The sequence below is a fragment of the Pseudoalteromonas sp. SM9913 genome, assembly GCF_000184065.1.
GTDB lineage: Bacteria > Pseudomonadota > Gammaproteobacteria > Enterobacterales > Alteromonadaceae > Pseudoalteromonas > Pseudoalteromonas tetraodonis.
The window spans coordinates 1,078,602-1,096,350 of record NC_014803.1; the positions used below are offsets into that span (position 1 = coordinate 1,078,602).

Annotated in this window: 16 protein-coding genes and 1 other annotated feature; of the genes, 8 read left to right on the forward strand and 8 right to left on the reverse strand. The window is 41.0% G+C overall.

Annotated elements, in window-relative coordinates:
- Window positions 1-13: 13 nt before the first annotated feature.
- From rimM to tyrA, 5 genes are all read left to right on the forward strand, one after another.
- Window positions 14-550, forward strand: a complete 537-nt coding sequence (rimM, locus tag PSM_RS04985; protein WP_008114470.1) for a ribosome maturation factor RimM — start codon at window positions 14-16, stop codon at window positions 548-550.
- Window positions 550-1,317: a tRNA (guanosine(37)-N1)-methyltransferase TrmD gene (gene trmD, locus PSM_RS04990; RefSeq protein ID WP_013464494.1), complete on the forward strand. Its 768-nt coding sequence runs from the start codon at window positions 550-552 to the stop codon at window positions 1,315-1,317. The genes rimM and trmD overlap by 1 nt, the downstream gene beginning before the upstream one ends.
- Window positions 1,318-1,350: 33 nt before the next feature.
- Window positions 1,351-1,710, forward strand: a complete 360-nt coding sequence (rplS, locus tag PSM_RS04995; protein WP_008114473.1) for a 50S ribosomal protein L19 — start codon at window positions 1,351-1,353, stop codon at window positions 1,708-1,710.
- A gap of 192 nt (window positions 1,711-1,902) precedes the next feature.
- A complete protein-coding gene (locus PSM_RS05000; RefSeq protein WP_013464495.1) occupies window positions 1,903-2,772 on the forward strand; it encodes an MYG1 family protein in 870 nt (289 codons plus the stop codon).
- Window positions 2,773-3,053: 281 nt separating this feature from the next.
- Window positions 3,054-4,187 (forward strand): bifunctional chorismate mutase/prephenate dehydrogenase, encoded by a 1,134-nt coding sequence (gene tyrA / locus PSM_RS05005; RefSeq protein ID WP_013464496.1) that lies wholly within the window; start codon window positions 3,054-3,056, stop codon window positions 4,185-4,187.
- A 61-nt stretch (window positions 4,188-4,248) separates the two neighbouring features.
- Here the strand turns inward: tyrA and PSM_RS05010 are convergent, their stop codons facing one another.
- Window positions 4,249-5,406: a chorismate mutase gene (locus tag PSM_RS05010; protein ID WP_013464497.1), complete on the reverse strand. Its 1,158-nt coding sequence runs from the start codon at window positions 5,404-5,406 to the stop codon at window positions 4,249-4,251.
- 44 nt (window positions 5,407-5,450) lie between these two features.
- Window positions 5,451-5,573: a sequence feature (Phe leader region), on the reverse strand.
- A 189-nt stretch (window positions 5,574-5,762) separates the two neighbouring features.
- On the opposite strand from PSM_RS05010, the gene PSM_RS05015 reads away from it, so the two are divergent.
- Window positions 5,763-8,765: a bifunctional diguanylate cyclase/phosphodiesterase gene (locus tag PSM_RS05015; protein ID WP_013464498.1), complete on the forward strand. Its 3,003-nt coding sequence runs from the start codon at window positions 5,763-5,765 to the stop codon at window positions 8,763-8,765.
- Window positions 8,766-8,780: 15 nt separating this feature from the next.
- On the opposite strand, the gene PSM_RS05020 is transcribed toward PSM_RS05015, so the two are convergent.
- Window positions 8,781-9,110, reverse strand: a complete 330-nt coding sequence (locus tag PSM_RS05020) for a translation initiation factor (RefSeq protein WP_008464752.1) — start codon at window positions 9,108-9,110, stop codon at window positions 8,781-8,783.
- A gap of 247 nt (window positions 9,111-9,357) precedes the next feature.
- Here PSM_RS05020 and PSM_RS05025 point away from each other — a divergent pair, with 247 nt between their 5' ends.
- Window positions 9,358-10,017 (forward strand): GAF domain-containing protein, encoded by a 660-nt coding sequence (locus tag PSM_RS05025; protein WP_013464500.1) that lies wholly within the window; start codon window positions 9,358-9,360, stop codon window positions 10,015-10,017.
- Window positions 10,018-10,095: 78 nt separating this feature from the next.
- Window positions 10,096-11,286 (forward strand): amino acid aminotransferase, encoded by a 1,191-nt coding sequence (locus tag PSM_RS05030; RefSeq protein ID WP_008464755.1) that lies wholly within the window; start codon window positions 10,096-10,098, stop codon window positions 11,284-11,286.
- A gap of 152 nt (window positions 11,287-11,438) precedes the next feature.
- Here the strand turns inward: PSM_RS05030 and PSM_RS05035 are convergent, their stop codons facing one another.
- The 6 genes from PSM_RS05035 to PSM_RS05060 are packed head-to-tail and all read right to left on the reverse strand — an operon-like array spanning window position 11,439 to window position 17,748.
- Window positions 11,439-12,191: a DUF3379 family protein gene (locus PSM_RS05035; RefSeq protein ID WP_013464501.1), complete on the reverse strand. Its 753-nt coding sequence runs from the start codon at window positions 12,189-12,191 to the stop codon at window positions 11,439-11,441.
- Window positions 12,191-12,748 carry a sigma-70 family RNA polymerase sigma factor gene (locus PSM_RS05040; protein WP_013464502.1) on the reverse strand — a complete coding sequence of 186 codons (558 nt, stop codon included), beginning with the start codon at window positions 12,746-12,748 and terminating at the stop codon, window positions 12,191-12,193. Before PSM_RS05040 ends, PSM_RS05035 begins: the two co-directional genes overlap by 1 nt.
- Window positions 12,749-12,802: 54 nt before the next feature.
- Complete coding sequence (locus PSM_RS05045) at window positions 12,803-14,449, reverse strand: BatD family protein (RefSeq protein ID WP_013464503.1); 1,647 nt, start codon at window positions 14,447-14,449, stop codon at window positions 12,803-12,805.
- Window positions 14,443-16,338, reverse strand: a complete 1,896-nt coding sequence (locus tag PSM_RS05050; RefSeq protein ID WP_013464504.1) for a vWA domain-containing protein — start codon at window positions 16,336-16,338, stop codon at window positions 14,443-14,445. Before PSM_RS05050 ends, PSM_RS05045 begins: the two co-directional genes overlap by 7 nt.
- Window positions 16,338-17,321 (reverse strand): vWA domain-containing protein, encoded by a 984-nt coding sequence (locus PSM_RS05055; RefSeq protein WP_013464505.1) that lies wholly within the window; start codon window positions 17,319-17,321, stop codon window positions 16,338-16,340. Before PSM_RS05055 ends, PSM_RS05050 begins: the two co-directional genes overlap by 1 nt.
- Window positions 17,314-17,748, reverse strand: coding sequence for a DUF4381 domain-containing protein (locus tag PSM_RS05060; protein WP_013464506.1), 435 nt, complete (start codon window positions 17,746-17,748; stop codon window positions 17,314-17,316). Before PSM_RS05060 ends, PSM_RS05055 begins: the two co-directional genes overlap by 8 nt.
- Window position 17,749: the final 1 nt, after the last annotated feature.

A 17,749-nucleotide genomic window follows, 5' to 3' on the forward strand; every position in this document is an offset into this window, starting at 1 on the left:
CGTAAGTGTAACCATGAGTCAAGAGAACACCTCATCAATAATTGTCGTAGGAAAGCTCGGCGCCCCATATGGTATAAAGGGCTGGCTTAAGGTGCATTCATTTACTGATGATCCCCAAGGGATCTTCGATTTCAGCCCGTGGTTGATAGGGCAGCAAGGTAAATGGCAATCCTTAGAAGTGGTCGACTGGCGTCGCCACAACAAAGGCTTTATCGCTAAGTTTGCGCAAGTAAACGACAGAGACCAAGCAATGGCTTATACCAATGTTGAAATTTCTGTGGATTCAGCGCAGCTACCAGAATTACCGCAAGGTGAATTCTATTGGCGAGATCTCATTGGCATGTCGGTTGTAACTGATAAAGGTTATAACTTAGGCATTGTTGATGACCTTATGGAGACAGGCTCAAATGACGTACTGGTTGTGAAAGCAAACAGTAAAGATGCATTTGGCCAAGCAGAACGTTTAATTCCTTTTTTAACTGATTCAGTTATTCAAGAGGTTAAATATGATGCGAAAGAAATTACTGTAGATTGGGATCCAAGCTTTTAATGAGTCAAACAAGTTCGTTGTGGGTAGGGGTTATCAGCCTTTTCCCGGATATGTTTGATGCAATTACAACGCAAGGTGTAACCGGTCGCGCTGTTAAAAAGGGTTTAATCGACTTTAACTGCTGGAATCCACGAGACTATGCAACTGATAAGCATAGAACCGTAGATGATCGTCCTTACGGGGGCGGGCCAGGCATGTTAATGATGGTTGAGCCGCTTAAACAAGCCATTCTTGAAGCCAAACAGGCTGCAGGGGATGGTGCAAAAGTAATTTATATGTCGCCACAAGGGCGCAAACTAGATCAGCAAGGGGCTAGCGAACTCGCAAGCTCTGAAAAACTGATTTTAATTGCCGGTCGCTATGAAGGTATAGACGAGAGAATAATAGAATCGTACGTTGACGAAGAATGGTCAATTGGTGATTTTATTTTGAGTGGAGGTGAACTACCTGCCATGACATTAATTGACGCAGTAGCTCGATTAGTGCCAGGGGTGTTAGGACACAACCAGTCAGCAGAGCAAGATTCATTTTCGGATGGCTTGCTAGATTGTCCTCACTATACACGGCCAGAAACATTGGACGACAAACAGGTGCCTGCTGTATTACTCAGCGGAAACCACCAAGAGATAGCAAAATGGCGGCTTATGCAGTCATTAGGTAGAACTTGGCTTCGCCGTCCTGACTTGTTGCATAACCTAGCTCTGACTGAGGAGCAAGCGGTATTACTCGCGAAATTTCAGCAAGAGTACCAAAAAGCTTGTGGCTAGAAGACAGTTACACCTAGGAAAGTGAGAAACATAATGGCAAAAGTAAACCAAAATATTATTAAAGCGCTTGAAGAAGAGCAGCTTAAAACAGACGTACCTGCATTCGGCGCTGGTGATACAGTAGTTGTACAGGTAAAAGTAAAAGAAGGTGCTAAAGAGCGTCTACAGGCCTTTGAAGGTGTTGTAATCGCTAAGCGTAATCGTGGTCTTCACTCAGCATTCACAGTTCGTAAAATCTCGAACGGTGAAGGTGTTGAGCGTGTATTCCAAACGCACAGCCCTCTTATTGATAGCGTAACAGTTAAGCGTCGCGGTGCGGTTCGTCGTGCTAAGCTTTACTATCTACGTGAGCGTTCAGGTAAATCTGCACGTATTAGAGAAAAACTTAACTAATACGCGCTGTTTATCAACGCAAAAAAACGGGTTGCAACCTTTGGGTTGCAACCCGTTTTGGTTTTAATGCTATTGCAATTTTTATATCGCTACATTTAAAAACCAATACACACCTTAACCAGCATGCGTTAAAGTGTGGTTCACTTCAAAGCACAATATCTTCTCACTTCTTGCAAAAAATGATGTACAAAAATGAATGATAAAACGATAGTTACGCACAACGGCAATTTTCATGCAGATGATGTTTTTAGTATCGCTGCGCTTAAAATTATTTTCCCTTCTTTTACCCTTATCCGCACACGCGATAATGCGATTATTAATGACGCTGATGTGGTTATTGATGTTGGCGGCCAATATGACCCAGAAACTGACCGGTTTGATCATCATCAGCGCGGCGGTGCCGGTGCTCGCGAAAATGGGATTCCTTTTTCGTCATTTGGCTTGGTGTGGAAAAAATATGGCTTAGCAATATGTGATGATAATCAAGATGTGGCGAATGCAGTTGATGCAGGGCTTGTATCAACTATTGATGCCATTGATTGTGGTCATGTTGAAGGTGTTGCCACAGGAATTAGTTTAAGCCAAACAATTTCTATGTTTAACCCAACATGGGAAGAAGAAAGTAATTTTGATGCTGCTTTTGATCAAGCGGTTGAATTTGCACACACTTTGCTGCTTCGTTTTGTTGCCTCAGCGCAGGGTGGTTTAAATGCTAAAAAGATTGTTGCTCAAGCAATTAAACAGGCAGACGATCCACGATTAATCGTACTAGAGCGTTATACGCCGTGGAAAAAAACCGTACATAGCTTATCAGAAGAGGCGCTATATGTAGTGTATCCATCGCATTCTGGTAAGTGGATAGTGCAAACGGTACCTGCAGAGCTAGGCTCGTTTGAAGACCGAAAGCCATTACCTGCACCGTGGGCTGGATTATCTGATAGTGAATTTCAAGCAGTGACCGGTATAGATGATGCTATGTTTTGCCATAATGGCCTATTTATCGCCGGTGCAGAATCATTTGAAAGTGTTATGTCGCTTGCGACTATGGCATTGGAATATTAGATAAAAAGTGCTAATTAAAGTGGCTATTAAGCCACTTTAATTTTCATTGTTTAAACTCGGCATAGACTTACATTTTTATATGCTTTTTAATTCACTTTACGCAAGCTGTGCTCTATTCATTTAATTATCCTACCTTGGTCGCAGTTGAGTGACTCATACTGATCTTTTCACTAATTAGCCTTTTAACCCCTAACGTATCCTGTTAGTATTTATCGTATTGATTAGTTTACTTTTTTGTAATTATTAATTTACGATTTTGCTTTTTTGGATGGAATGAGAACGTGGCAGAGATAAGTGATTTAGCGCAGCTAAGAAAAGGTATAGATGAATGCGATGCGCAACTGGTTGCCTTACTTGCAAAGCGCAATGGTATTACTCAACAAATTGGCGCAATAAAACAACAAACTGGCGCGCCACTACATGCACCCGATAGAGAAGCTGATTTATTAGCTGCACGACGCCAAGAGGCAATTAATCAAGGTGTAAACCCTGATTTAGTCGAAGACATTCTCAGGCGCATGATGCGTGAAGCTTATCAAAATCAACAGGCCAAATTAGCTTGTGCCGACTCACAACTATCTCCGATTGTCATTGTTGGTGGTGAAGGGGCAATGGGGCAGCTATTTGCAAAACAATTTCAGCGCTCGGGTTACGAAGTTAAAGTTTTAGATAAAGCCCAGCAATCACAGGCAGCAGAGATTTTAAAAGGCGCAAAACTGGTGATGATCAGTGTGCCAATTAATGCCCTCGAAACGGTTGTTAACGCGTTACCTAAACTCGATGATGATTGTTTGCTGGTTGATATTACATCGGTTAAACAAGCGCCGTTAAATGTGCTCAAAAAAGTTCACAATGGCGCTGTTGTTGGCTTACACCCCATGTTTGGTCCTGATATTTCTCATTGGGTGAAACAAACCGTGGTGGTATGTGAAGGGCGTAATCCTGAAGTGGCACAAGGTTTATTAAAGCAGCTACAAATTTGGGGCTGTCAGTTAGTAGAACTTGATGCTAAAAAACACGATGAAGCGATGCAAATCATTCAGGTTATGCGCCATTTAACCACCTTTGTGTACGGTCAGTTTTTAGCAAAACAAGGACATACACTGGCAGAGCTGCGTAGTTGCTCATCACCTATTTATCAGTTAGAGCTGATGATGGTCGGTCGTCTCTTTGCGCAATCGCCAGAGTTGTATACTGATATTATGCTGGCGCAATTTGATAATGTAGAAAGCTTATTAGCGCAGTATCAGTGTTTGTTCTCAGAGACGCTTAAAAAGTTAAAAGCAGGGGATAAGCCAGCCTTAATCGATGCCTTTGCTGATGCAAAAGCCTACTTTTCTGACTCCACAGCGCACTTTTTGACACAAAGTCGCAGTTTATTAAATAAAGCGAACGACGCCAAAGTACTCGATTAAACGTGACAGATTAATTAAAACGAAAAAGGGCCCGCAGGCCCTTTTTTAATGTTGCTTTAGGCTAGCTTTGTACACTCACCGCTTGCAGTGATTCGCTTTGATAACAGCCTAATACGCGTACGTACTGGGTATGCTCTTTAAGCTCTTCTAACGCATGTTTCACTTGGCTATCAGCAAGGTTCGCTTCTAAATCCACATAGAATACTTCTTCCCATGGATTTCCTGGTACAGGGCGAGACTCTAATTTTACTAGATTTATATTATGCTGTTTAAAAATCATCAGCGCATCGGCGAGTGAGCCTGCTTGTTGCTTAGTTGCCATAATTAAACTGGTTTTAGTGGGGATTTGTTTAGATACATGTAGCGGTTTACGTGCAACCACAATGAAGCGACTATGGTTTTCTTTTTGATTAGCAAGATTGGCCTTAATGACTTCAAGCCCTACATTTTTACCTGCTTGTGCAGAGCCAATAGCCGCACTGTTAGGTGTTTCAAGTGCTGATTTTAATGCACTCGATGTTGAATCGCAGGTCTCATGCTGCAAATCGCCAAGCCCTTGTAAAAAACGGCTACATTGAGCAAACGGTTGCGGGTGAGCAAACACTTTGGTTAATTGGTTAAGTTCTGTGTCTGGGGCGGCTAATAAACAATGCTCTACGCTGTGAGTGACTTCGCCGACAATAGAGACTTGCGCGTGCTGGAGTAAATCAAATACTTCATTAATACTGCCTGAGCTGGTATTTTCAATAGGTAACAAGCCAAAGTCGGCTTGGCCATTTTCTACTTTACCGGTGATCTCATCAAAAGAACTACAGCCAATTTCAATTAATTTGCCTGGTCGGCGACTAAAGTACTTATGACACGCAAGTTGACTGTAAGATCCTTGTCCGCCTAAATAGGTCACCCGATGGGTTTCACTTAGCGCATCAGGGTTGAGGTTTTTTTGCAGCATAGCTTGTTGATGTAATACTGAGTCTTCTAATATGGTTTGAAAAACATTATTTACATAGTAGGCATCTAAACCAAGAGATTTACCATAACCGATTAATTTTTCGAGTAATGCTAATTCACGTGCTTCATCACGAATTGGTTTATTATTCGCTATCTTATATTCAACAACACCATGGCTAATACGGCGTCGCTTCGCTAATAACACAAGTAGGTCAGAATCGATTTCATTTATATCGTGCCTAAGCGTGTCTAAAACATCATTGCTCATTTGGTTTTCCTCATTCCAAAAATGTCACTGTATTTAACAGCGTAAACAAAAAAGCCTCCCAGTTGGGAGGCTTTACTATTCGATTGATTTTATCTCACAAACAGGGAAGCCTCTTCTATATAAAGAAGCTAAAAAAAGATAAGAAAGTAAGTGAGTATTTTATATTCATGCCCTTAATGTATGAAGAGTAACCTCTAATGTCAACAAGCACTTATATTAAATAGGTTTTTTACCTGATATATATACAAAACATATTGTTTTTTAAAAACTTTACAAATAATTTATAATTCTGATTTGAGATCTGGTATATTTCTACTACTCGCAAAAATAATAATTATAAATAAGGTTGGCCTTTTGTGTATCGACGCCCTCCATCTCGATTTGGAATAAACTCACTCAGTGTCAAGTTATCACTGTTGATCTCTGGCATTTGTTTAGTTGCAGGTATTTGTGCGGCTGCTTTAATGCTCAAATCAGAAGAGAAACAGCTTGTATTTGAAGAGCATGAGGTATTAAAGCAATCAAATGAATTATTAATAAACCAGTTTAATAATTTGATAGCGACCAAAGTTAAAATAGCTGAGCAAGCTAATATTGTTGTTAGCGAGCAGTTATTTGAGGGGCAATTATCATTTAAGAATAACAATGCCCCGACTATGCAAGTCACCAATGATGGTTCAGTGCGCAGCGCATCTGCCGATGGCTTATCTGCGGCGTTCATTCCCGAAAATGCTTATTCTCCTTTTTATAAACAGTTAATTGCAGATTCTGAATCGCTTTGGAAAGTGATTTCCCCCACGTTAATTCAAGATTTTTATAATTTTTACCTGATCACCAAAGATAATTTTATCCGTGTTGCGCCACCAAATTGGGCACTTAATGTCCCCGGAGATTACACCTTTAATCAAAGCAAAAGTTTTAATTACGCAAAATCGTTAACAAACCCACAACGCGAGCCGCTGTGGTCACGAGTGTATTACGATGGCGTTTGGAATAAGTGGGTCGTTAGTTTAATTGTACCTATTTATAAAAATGATGAGTTTTTAGGAGTTACGGGTAGTGATATTTCTCTCGACTCTCTCATATCGCAATTGCCCGTCGGCGGAAAAGAAAAACATTTAGTGGTGTTCGATAAGCAAGGGCAGCTATTGGCGCACCCTAATTTAGGAGCCGATAGTTATACCCAATACGGAGAGGCGGGTAAAAAGTTGCTACCTGGCGATTTTATTTCTCCTGAGCTAAAGCGAGTTATTGATAATGCAGGGCAAATACAATTGCCGGAATATGCCGACTCGTTTTCATTAAATGGTGAAGACTACATTATAAATATCCATAAAGTTGAAGGTGTAAATTGGTACGTGGGCGTATATAAAAAGCGCTCTTCTACACTATCGGCACTGAAAGACTTAAAACTGAAGTTTTTTGGCTTGTTTATTCTGTATGCCATTTTAGTTGCTTTGTTATTACATCAAGCACTTTATCAATTAGTTTTAAGACGCCTGCATTCATTGGTTTATGCGGTTACTAACTTTGGTAAAGGCCAGTTAGAAATTGATTTTCCAAAAGAAAATAAAGATGAAATCGGTACGCTTAATGGTTCATTTAAAGATATGACCATTGAAATCCGCAAACTCATCGATGGCTTAAACCAGCGCATAATAGAAAAAGAAATTGCAGAAAAGGCTGCAAATCGCTTGTCTAAAGCGGTTGCCTTCTCGGGCACAGGTGTGGTGATTACTGATGAAAACTTTGTGATTGAATATGTTAATCCAAAAATGCTGGAAATGACCGACTTTGCAGAAAGTGATTTCCTGCGCCAGCCACTTCTGACTATTATTGCTAATGAAATGACCATGCTGGTAGAGGACATTGACATTGATTTGCGCAACCGTAATTACTGGCGAGGGGATACCCTTATTGAAGCGCAAAACAAGCCACCCATATGGGTATCGCTGAGTGTGTCACCTATTCGTGAAGATGGTGGAAAAATCACCAGTTACGTTGCTTCAGCGCAAGATATTTCATTTGTAAAAGAAAGCCAACGCAAAATGGAACAGCTCGCTTACTTCGACACATTAACCGGGCTTGCTAATCGTACATTCTTTAGAATGCAGCTTAGAAAGTCGATGGCGCTTGCTGAAAGAGGGCGTTACTCGTTTGCTTTATTTTATTTTGATCTGGATGAATTTAAGCGTATTAACGATACTTTAGGTCATGATGCAGGCGATCAACTATTGGTTGAAGTGGCAACACGCTTAAAGCAGCGCTTACGAGCAGAAGATACTATAGCCCGTTTAGGCGGTGATGAGTTTGCGGTATTACTCAGTGGTATTGAGCATCAAAAAGAAGCATCGGAAGTCGCTGACACCATTCAAAAAACGTTAAATCAGCCAATAAAATTAGGTAGTAACGAAGTGATTGTTAGTGCCAGTATTGGTATTACTTTGGCGCCATTTGATAGCTTAGAAGAAGATCAGTTATTAAAACATGCCGATTTAGCCATGTATGAAGCAAAAGCGAAAGGGCGCAATACGTTCCACTTTTATAGCCAAGATCTAAATGCAGCCGCCAATGAGCGATTATTCCTTGAAAATGAGTTGCGCCATGCAATTAAAGAAAAACAACTCACACTGCATTATCAGCCACAAGTTGATTGTCGCGATAATAGTGTAGTGGGATATGAAGCATTGCTTCGCTGGTTCCATCCTACGCAGGAATTCATTCCACCTACCAAATTTATTCCTATTGCTGAGGCAACGGGTTTAATTGTGGAACTTGGTAAGTGGGTATTACAACAAGCGTGTGAGTTCACTAAACGACTAGAGCAACAAGGTAGAGCGAGCAACATGTCGATAAACCTGTCAGCAAGGCAGTTTAAAGACGCAAGCTTAGTACCTATGCTGAAAAAAATAATCATAGAGACGCAAATTAATGCTAAAAGCCTGCACCTTGAACTGACTGAGAGCATGCTAATGGGTAATGTTGAGGCGGCTATTGATCAGCTACATCAATTGAAAAAGCTGGGTATTTCAATTTCTATTGACGATTTTGGTACGGGCTATTCTTCGTTGAGTTACCTTAAACGTTTTCCTGTTGATATTCTTAAAATTGACCGCTCGTTTGTTAAAGATATCCCTGAAGATGATAATGATATGGAGATCACCGCTGCGATTATTGCGATGGCACAAAAGCTCAAGCTTGATGTGGTTGCTGAAGGGGTTGAAACAATAGAGCAAGTTGAATTTTTACAAAACAATAATTGTTTTATTGTGCAAGGCTATTACTTTAGTAAGCCCGTAGCCGAAGCCGATATCCCTGTGTTGTTTGATCAATTAGCTGCGTTAAAAGTCCCTGAATAGAACAAAAATTGCGGGTTAACCACCCGCAATTTTCACCTTAAACTTTAATCCTTCTAAAATCGCCTTTAACTTATCGCGATCATCACCTTGTACTTCAATAACTCCTTCTTTTACTGCGCCACCTTGGCCCATCTTACTTTTTATTGTTTTTGCTAACTTTTTTAAATCGTGCTGTTGGGGATCTAATCCTACAACTAGCATTACGCCTTTACCTTTTCGACCTTTGGTTTGACGCTCTATGCGAATAGACCCGTCTTTAAATAGTTTTACATCCAGTTCTTTTTCTGGCTTTGGCTGGTCAATTCGCCCTGTTGCTGTTGAATACACTAAGTGATTATCACTCATAATTAACCTATCTAAGATTGAATCTAATATTGGGCTAAATAATAACAAATTTGTGACGCAAAGGCGTAATTTTTGCGCCTAAGCTGAACACCTTTTAATCCCGCAAAGATAAACATCCTCTGTTTAAGTACCGCAATAGTGCTTATGAATAAAAGTGCTTAAGGATTTTAAAAAGCGCTTTAAATTGGCTAGCGCTATAAAAATATCCATGCTACTATTTCGGCATTATAGATGTATGGATGGCCAAATGATAAATTCTTATTTAGAGCAAGCTCAGCTTAATGTAGAGCAACAGTTAATTAATGCTGAGCTAGAAAAGCTTGAGCAGTACTTAAATAGCAATGCTGCACCGGCCGTGCGTTGGCAGTATCAAATTCCAGAACTCGGTGAAGGTGGCGCATGTAGTTTATTCGGCTACTTGCAAGATGAGCCGTTTAATTTAAACGATTACGTTAGCCAAAATACGCAAACAACGGCAAAGTTAGCGCAACTTCAGTTGATTGTTGACTATGTAATCGAAAACACCCAGTTAGATTGGTATGGCATCTATCAAAATACGGCCACCCCTGAAGGCGAGCAGTTATTAAAGCTCGCTTATTTTGGTGCACCGAGTCGCCCTTTATTTCCGCTCACCGCTGAATTTGCAACCGGCAGTAATAATGTGCAAGTGGCACTCAGTGGTAAAGGACGTGTCATTAATAATGTTGAGCAATATTTAGCCGCGGGTGGTGAGTATTACACCTGCGATCCGAAAGTAAAAGCAGAGGCCTGTTTACCACTATTTAATGCGCAAAAGCAGTGCATTGGCATTGTCGATGGCGAAGCCTTTAGCACGGATTTTTTTGATAATGCGACACTCGCGTTATTAATTGCATGCTGTATTAAAATTCCTCACTTTTTAGTGTAAATAACACTGGTCAATCGAGTGAGTTTTTATGTTAAGCTTAGCGCAACAGCTAACCCCTAAATAACGAAGAGATAGTCAATGTTCTCAGTATTAAAACCATTACCAACAGACCCTATTCTTGGCCTTATGGCGGCCTATAAGCAAGATACTAACCCTAATAAGATTGACTTAGGGGTTGGTGTATATAAAGACGAGCAGGGGAATACCCCGGTATTAAAGTCAGTAAAAAAAGCAGAAGCGTTTCGTTTAGAAAATGAAATGAGCAAATCTTACATTGGTCTTGCTGGTAACTTAGATTACTGTCAACAAATGGAAAATCTTCTTCTTGGTGAGCACCCGGCATTATTAGCTAATCGCGTACGCACAGCACAAGCACCTGGTGGTACAGGCGCACTTCGTGTTGCAGCAGAATTTATTGTACGTTGTAACCCAGGCGCTACTGTATGGGTTACTAACCCAACGTGGGCTAACCACATTAGCTTATTTGAAGCTGCAGGCTTAACTGTTAAAGAATACCCATACTACGACTACGAAAACAAAGATTTATTGTTTGATGAAATGGTTGAAACATTAACACAGGTGCCTAAGGGCGATGTTGTGTTATTACATGCATGTTGTCACAACCCAAGTGGTATGGATTTAAACGAAACACAATGGAATACCATTGCTGAACTTGCAAAAGATGTGGGCTTTACGCCATTGATTGATATTGCATACCAAGGTTTTGGTTCTTCTTTAGAAGAAGATGCGAATGGTTTACGTATTTTAGCCAATGCGGTTGAAGAGTTGATCATTTGTTCATCATGTTCTAAAAACTTTGGCTTATACCGTGAGCGTATTGGTGCGTGTTCAATTATTGCAAAAGACAGTGCAACCGCTGATATTTCAAACTCGGTATTATTAAGTGTGGTACGTAGCATTTATTCTATGCCGCCAGCGCACGGTGCAGACATTGTAAACACCATTTTAAGCAGCACAGAGTTAACGCAGTTATGGCACAGTGAACTTGATGAAATGCGTAACCGTATTAATGGTTTACGTAGTTTAATTAAAGACAGCCTTGCAGCCAAAGACATTGCTCAAGACTTCTCATTTATAGACCGCCAACACGGTATGTTCTCTTTCTTAGGTATTAATAAAGAGCAAATCGAGCGTCTACAAAAAGACTACGGTATTTATATTGTGGGCTCTAGCCGTGTAAACGTGGCGGGAATTAGTCAAGCAAACATCGATTACTTTGCTAACGCTGTTGCTGATGTATGTAAGTAACCAATAATAAGTTTTAGCTTATTAGCAATAAAAAAACCGCACACTCGTTGCGGTTTTTTTATTGTTTGTAATACCCATCCCCTTATATCAATCTGCTTAGATATAAGGGAGTTTAACTCGTTAAATTGTTCAAATATTTATACAAATTGGTATTACAGCCAGCGAATAGCGCCTGCAATACGTTCATTATACATATCAACCGGTGAGCCTAGGCTTGCTATTAGTACAGTATCAGCTTGTTTTCCTCGGCTTATATGGCCTACGTAGCGAGAGTCACTAAAGTCACCCGAGCCAATTTCAAAGACTTTGTTATCACTAGGGACAATAAACACGGTCATAGGGCCAAAGTCCGATTCAAACACTAAATGGATGCCTTTCTCGCCTTGAAAATCGCAAAAGTTAACATAAGTAACTTTCCCAGGTAAATCATTAAGTTGACCGCCAAGTAAAGCCAGCTTTTCATTGACTGTTTGTAAGCTGATAGGTTGAGTTTTATTTAACGCGTTAAGTTCATGATAAACATGCGCCAATGCATGCTCGCCAGCCGCATGATTCAAGTTTTGCTCTGTGCTAAACATAAACGCACTTACCGCAATCACAAATGAAGCAGCGAACGCCAAATATACACGGTCAAACTTAAAGCGTGAGCGTGAATCAATGACATTGTCTTTTTGTTCAAGCTCATCTTTTCTGACTTTTTCTTTTAACGAGGTGTTTAAAATAATCCGTTCAGCAAGGTTGTCAGGCACAGGAATATCAAGCGCATCATTGAGTTGCTTATCAAATGTTTTGTTTTCATTTAAAAATTGTTGTCTATCGGGACTGCTGTTTGCAAATTCCAGTAGTTCTTTGTCTAGCTCGTTTGGCTGTGCAATCGTGCGGCGACGAAACTCAAGTTCATCCATTATTTTGATGCCCCTTTAAGTTGTTCATCATCACGGCTTAGTGCCTCTTTAAGTTGATTTTTTGCTCGAAATAAACGTGTCATAACCGTATTTTTGTTTAAATCGAGTATGTCTGCAATTTCATCCCCAGAGCAGCCCATAACCACTTGTAATAGTAGCGGCTCTTTGTATTCATCGGCCAACAACGAAATTTGCCGTTGAATAACGGTTTGCTCCATTTCATCATCTAAAGAATGACTGGTTTGATCCACTAGCGTGTCGTTGTCTACATCACTGTAATCAAATTGCTTGCGCTCAAAGCGCCTTGCATTTTCACGTCTTAAAATTGTTAGCAACCATGGCTTAGCTGCTTTTTGATCGAGTAACGAGTCAAGCGAGCGCCAAGCACGTAAAAAGGTTTCTTGCACTAAGTCATCTGCAATATTCGGATCGTTACATAACCAGTAAGCGAAGCGATAGAGTTCCTTATGATAAACGTGAACCAGGGCTTCGTAGCGTTGTTGTTTTTCAGCCATATTTAATAAGACCCGATCATTCGATTTTTTATTTCCAAACATAAGCACTTTTTAATTAAAATTATTATAGGCCAAAAAAGCAAAATACAATTGAGATCAAGAATACAGCTCTTTTAACGCAGGTGATGATGGCTTAGCTGTTTGCGATTGATGTGCCTTTAACATGCTAACTATAGCGTCTAAGTTGGCGCTAGCCGTTTGCTTACTGTACAACTGTGCTTGTAAATCGTTTACCTGCGCGGTGAACTCTGAGTTGTTTATCATAGCGCATAAATGGGATAAGGCCCCTACCTTTTTACCTGTAAGGGTTAGTGCATACTGATTAAGCGCATCGTAAAATGCTTTTTCGTCATGGCTTTTAGCTAATACCAGCAGGGCTTTTAAAGATGGTTGTTGATTTGTTTTATTAGTTGTTTGAGCCGCTTGTTGCACTTCTTTAGCTGGGCGTTTAATAAAGTAAAAAATCACCGTCGCAATCCATAAAACATAACCAAGCGAGGCCACAATAATTAGCCACAGTGGTGTGACAGTTTGCTGTTGCACTGTAACTGCTTGCTCCGTTGACTCTGCCATAGTGTTATTTAGGTTGTTTTCAGCTGGCGGATTAAGCGTTTGCACTGGCGCTGTTGTACTGGGGGTTACTGTAATAGTACGCTCAGGTAAGGTCGCGTAACTAATTCGATTCATTTTGGTGTTATACCAAGGCAAGCTAATTTCAGGTAATGTGTAAGTGCCAGGTGTTTGTGGCAGTAGCGCATACGAGGCGCTTTGCTGCGATACCACTCGACCATCACGTACCGCATTATTGGTTTCTTTTTCATCAGGGTAGCTGCGAATACCATTAATAGTAGGCATATCAATTTCGGGTAACTGCTCTTTAGTCACCCCTAGCGCGGTGAGCATAATTGTACGTGTTATCGGCGTGCCGGCTTCAACGGTATTATCCTCTGGCTGCCATTGCTCGGTTAAGCTCACCAGTTCACTGGGTAACCAGTCTCCTTGATAGTTTTCAGGGATAGGTTTAATTTCAATTTGCTGCTCATCGCCAAGCGCTGACACTTCCAATTGACGATAGTTTTGCTGAATACGCCCCTGAAAAACGGGAGCTGCAATAGTGTAGGCGCCACTTTTTTGGGGCTGAATTAAATAATTACGGGTGATCACTAAATAACGTTTACCGTTAACCAGTTCATAATCTTCGCTTTGTTTACCGAGTTGGGTAAGTTGTGCATTTTCCATACTTGGCGCACTTAAGCTGCCATCAAGAAGCTCTTTGGCTAAGTAAAGCTTAATGGTGTAAACGCCAGCCTCTTGTACAAATAAGCTGTTGTTTGAGAGTGAGGTTTTTAAAAATATATCGTTATTTTTATCTGCGTCGCTGCTGCGCTCTTTAACCGATAAACTAATTGGTTGCGAGTTTAGCCCTGCAACACTAAAACTGGGAATGGTGTATTCACCCGCCTTGCGGGTCATTAGTTTAACAGACCAAGAGGTTTGTTTTTTTATACTGCCATTAATAATGTTAGTGCGGCTACTTAAGCTCATAGGGCCGACTACAAAATCTTTTAATAATGCTGAGGTGTCGGGTTGTTGCCCTTTTATTGAATCATCAATGCTAATATTAAGCATAAAAAATTCACCCGCTAATACTGGGTTTTTATCAACGCTTGCCTCCAAAGTGGTGGCGGCCATTAATGGCATGGCAGTTAATAGCAATAAACAGCAAAATAATCGCATTACCATGATTTTTCTACTCCTGTTGGACGACGTTGATATTGTCTTTTTTGGGCTTCTAATTGCATTTTGTTTCTTAATAAAATAGCGGGATCGTCGGGCACTTTTCTTAATAACTGATTTAGTTGCTGTGCTTTTTCTTTTTCTTCATTAGTGAGCTCAGCGGCTTGTGCCTGCATGGCTTGTTGCTGTGCCTGCTGTTTTTGCTCATCAGAGGGCGGTTGCTCACTCATTTCATTAGGTTGATTTTGCGGCTCATCTTGCTGCGGTTTATTCTCGTCTTTATTTTCATTTTGTTGGCTTTGTGACTGAGCTTGCATGTCAGGCTCATTCTGTTTGTCTGATTGCTCACCAGATTGGCCTTGTTGATCTTTTGATTGTTCCGAGGACTGATCTGATTGCTGTTGTTCACTGTTTTGGCTGTCCTCTTCGCTTTTATCTGCGCTGTTTTTCTCGCCATTTTTTTGCTGATCTTGTTTTGATTTATCTGCATCATCTTGACTTTGCTCATCTTGATTTTGCGAATCATTGCCTTGCTGATTTTCTTGGTCTTGCTGTTGATTCAGTAACTGCTCAACAAGCGCTTGATTCTCAGCGGCTTCACTAAAGTTATCTTGCTTTACTTGCGCTTGTTTATACGCGTCAATGGCAGCCTCTAATTGTCCTGCTTTAGCCAAGGCGTTGCCATAGTTATAATAACCGGTTGCTGACTTATCTTGGCTAAACTCATTCAAGGCAGCATCAAATTGCCCTTGCTGATAAAGTGCAGCCCCTTTGAGAGCGCTTGAGCGAGCCTGAGCTGCTTGTTGATACTCTTTGTTGTTGTATGCCTCTAATGCCCGTTGATCCGTATTTTTAAACAGGGTTGGCAGCTCTGCGGCATGCGCATTTTGTTGAGGTAAAAAGCTAAGTAATAGTACTGCGCTAACTAATGCAGATCGTCTAAATAAATACAAAGCTAAAGGCAGTAAAATAAGCAAACCATAAATACCGGCGTCAATTCGCCATAAGGCTAAATTTGGTTTTTCACTTTTTAATACTTCACTGTTTGCTTGCGGTGAAAAAACGGCAATATCGCGATTGCTTGGCTGATAATCGGCAAACTGCCCACCGCTATTTTTTGCAAGTCCTTCAAGTAAAGATGCATTGAGGGTTGGCACCACAATTTGACCATAATTATCTTTTAAAAACCCGCCTTCAGGTAACTTTATAGGGGCTCCTTGTGCGGTGCCTACGCCGTAAATATTAAGTCGATATTGACTACTGTTGGTAAAACGGCTTACATCGCTTTGCTGTTGTTGCTCAATACCATCGGTGATCAAAATAATATCGCCATCGAGGTAGCCGGCTTGGCTTAGTAGCTCTTGTGCCATATCTAAGCCAGCGAGTACGTTTGAGCCTTTATCTGGCATAATTTCAGGGCTTAAACTAGGAATAAGGTTGGCAAGAGTCTTAGCGTCGTTGGTCAGTGGTGAAATGGTATAGGCAGTGCCTGCGTAAGCCACTAACGCGGTATCGCCTTCTTTGAATAGCTCAACCATATCGAGGGCTTTAAAACGTGATTGCATTAATCGATTGGGAGCAATGTCGGTGCTATACATAGAGTAGGACATATCCATGACAATAACGCGGGCACTTTTACTTTGAAACACGGGTACTTGTTTCTCTTCAAAGCTTGGCCCTGCACTAAATATAATCGCTAAATTGCAAAATAACGCAACCAGCCACAGCGGCTGGCGAGCTTTATTATTTGATTCACTCATTACAAATGGTGCCAAATGCGGCGCAATAAGTGGCGCTGACTGGGTTTTTTTATGTTTTAGTAAGGCGATAAAAAATAACCCTGAGGCAGGGAGTAACAGCCATAAAATAGCAGGACGAATAAATTCAAAATCCATTAGTTCGGCTCCTTCATTGCGCGCACCGTTTTTATCAATGCCATTGCACTTATGAGTAAAATGGCCAGTAATAACGGATAATAGAACAAGGCTGTTTGTGGGCGAAAGGTTTGCTCATCGGCACTAATTGGTTCAAGCTTATCAAGCTCAGCGTAAATCTGTTGCAGGCCAGCGACATCTTTTGCTCTAAAATACAGACCGCCTGTTTGCTCAGCAATTTTTTTCAATAAGCCCTCATCTAGGTTACTGCCCCCAGAGCCCATATTAAATAAACTAAAGCCGCGCGGGTTATCTGAACCGACTCCGATGGTGTACACTTTTATACCTTCTTCACGGGCAAGTAACAGTGCATCTTCTGGGTTTAAATTTCCCGCGGTGTTTTGTCCATCTGTAAGCAACACCACAATACGGTTACTTTCTTTTTTACTGGCAAAGCGTTTTACCGATAAACCTAAAGCGTCACCAATCGCCGTGGCGCGTCCTACTAAACCAATTTGCGCCTCAGAGAGCATTTTACTGACGGTTTTCACATCACGCGTCAATGGGGTTTGTAAAAAAGCGGTATCACCAAACAATATAAGGCCGAGTCTGTCGCCTTGGCGCTGCTCTATAAAGTCACTTAGCACTGCTTTAACCATGGTTAAACGGTCAACATATTGGCCATTGTAAGCCATGTCTTGTTCGGTCATTGACCCTGACAAATCCACAGCGAGCATTATATCGCGGCCTTCGTTGGGTAGCGATATGGGCTCATCTAACCACGTTGGATTTGCTGATGCGGTCACTAATAATAACCATAGCAACCACTCGATAATATTCAATTTACGCGCACTTGGCTCTATGCTTTGATTGCTTAAATTATGTGATGCAAAACTTGGAATGCGCAGACGCGTGTTGGCATCATTGGCGGCGGGTTTTAATAGTAACAATACTAAAGGCAGCGGCAGTAATAAAAACAGCCATGGCCAGCTAAATTCAAACATGCAGCGGCTCCTTTAGTTTAAATTGTTTAATGGCTTGGCGAAATTTATCACTGAGGGCTGCCTGTGTTTGATTAGCGTTATATAGGCTTAAAATTTCTTCTTCTGTAAAGCCAATAGCTGAAAGTTGGTTTAATGTGTTGCACCAATGCGTTGTTGATTGCGCGGCCAAACGCGGATCGTAATAGGTGATCACTAAACGCTTTAAAATGACATGTAATTGCTGCGCTGACTGTTGTTGATTAGCTAATGCAATGGCATCACGTTTTGGCTTTTTAAAGCGATAATTTTTATAAATTATGACAATTAAGCTACACAATAAACACACAGCAATTGCAATAACAACCCACCAAGCAGGAGCGAGTGGCCACCAGTCGACTTGGGTGGGAGCAATAATATCGTGTAGACCATCAAGTGGAGAGGTTTGCATG

What these genes read in the sequence shown, in the direction of transcription:
- rimM (WP_008114470.1), top strand. Translation starts at nt 14, where the DNA reads ATGAGTCAAGAGAACACCTCATCAATAATTGTCGTAGGAAAGCTCGGC.
- trmD (WP_013464494.1), top strand. Translation starts at nt 550, where the DNA reads ATGAGTCAAACAAGTTCGTTGTGGGTAGGGGTTATCAGCCTTTTCCCG.
- rplS (WP_008114473.1), top strand. Translation starts at nt 1,351, where the DNA reads ATGGCAAAAGTAAACCAAAATATTATTAAAGCGCTTGAAGAAGAGCAG.
- PSM_RS05000 (WP_013464495.1), top strand. Translation starts at nt 1,903, where the DNA reads ATGAATGATAAAACGATAGTTACGCACAACGGCAATTTTCATGCAGAT.
- PSM_RS05010 (WP_013464497.1), bottom strand. Translation starts at nt 5,406, where the DNA reads ATGAGCAATGATGTTTTAGACACGCTTAGGCACGATATAAATGAAATC.
- PSM_RS05020 (WP_008464752.1), bottom strand. Translation starts at nt 9,110, where the DNA reads ATGAGTGATAATCACTTAGTGTATTCAACAGCAACAGGGCGAATTGAC.
- PSM_RS05025 (WP_013464500.1), top strand. Translation starts at nt 9,358, where the DNA reads ATGATAAATTCTTATTTAGAGCAAGCTCAGCTTAATGTAGAGCAACAG.
- PSM_RS05030 (WP_008464755.1), top strand. Translation starts at nt 10,096, where the DNA reads ATGTTCTCAGTATTAAAACCATTACCAACAGACCCTATTCTTGGCCTT.
- PSM_RS05035 (WP_013464501.1), bottom strand. Translation starts at nt 12,191, where the DNA reads ATGGATGAACTTGAGTTTCGTCGCCGCACGATTGCACAGCCAAACGAG.
- PSM_RS05040 (WP_013464502.1), bottom strand. Translation starts at nt 12,748, where the DNA reads ATGTTTGGAAATAAAAAATCGAATGATCGGGTCTTATTAAATATGGCT.
- PSM_RS05045 (WP_013464503.1), bottom strand. Translation starts at nt 14,449, where the DNA reads ATGGTAATGCGATTATTTTGCTGTTTATTGCTATTAACTGCCATGCCA.
- PSM_RS05050 (WP_013464504.1), bottom strand. Translation starts at nt 16,338, where the DNA reads ATGGATTTTGAATTTATTCGTCCTGCTATTTTATGGCTGTTACTCCCT.
- PSM_RS05055 (WP_013464505.1), bottom strand. Translation starts at nt 17,321, where the DNA reads ATGTTTGAATTTAGCTGGCCATGGCTGTTTTTATTACTGCCGCTGCCT.
- PSM_RS05060 (WP_013464506.1), bottom strand. Translation starts at nt 17,748, where the DNA reads ATGCAAACCTCTCCACTTGATGGTCTACACGATATTATTGCTCCCACC.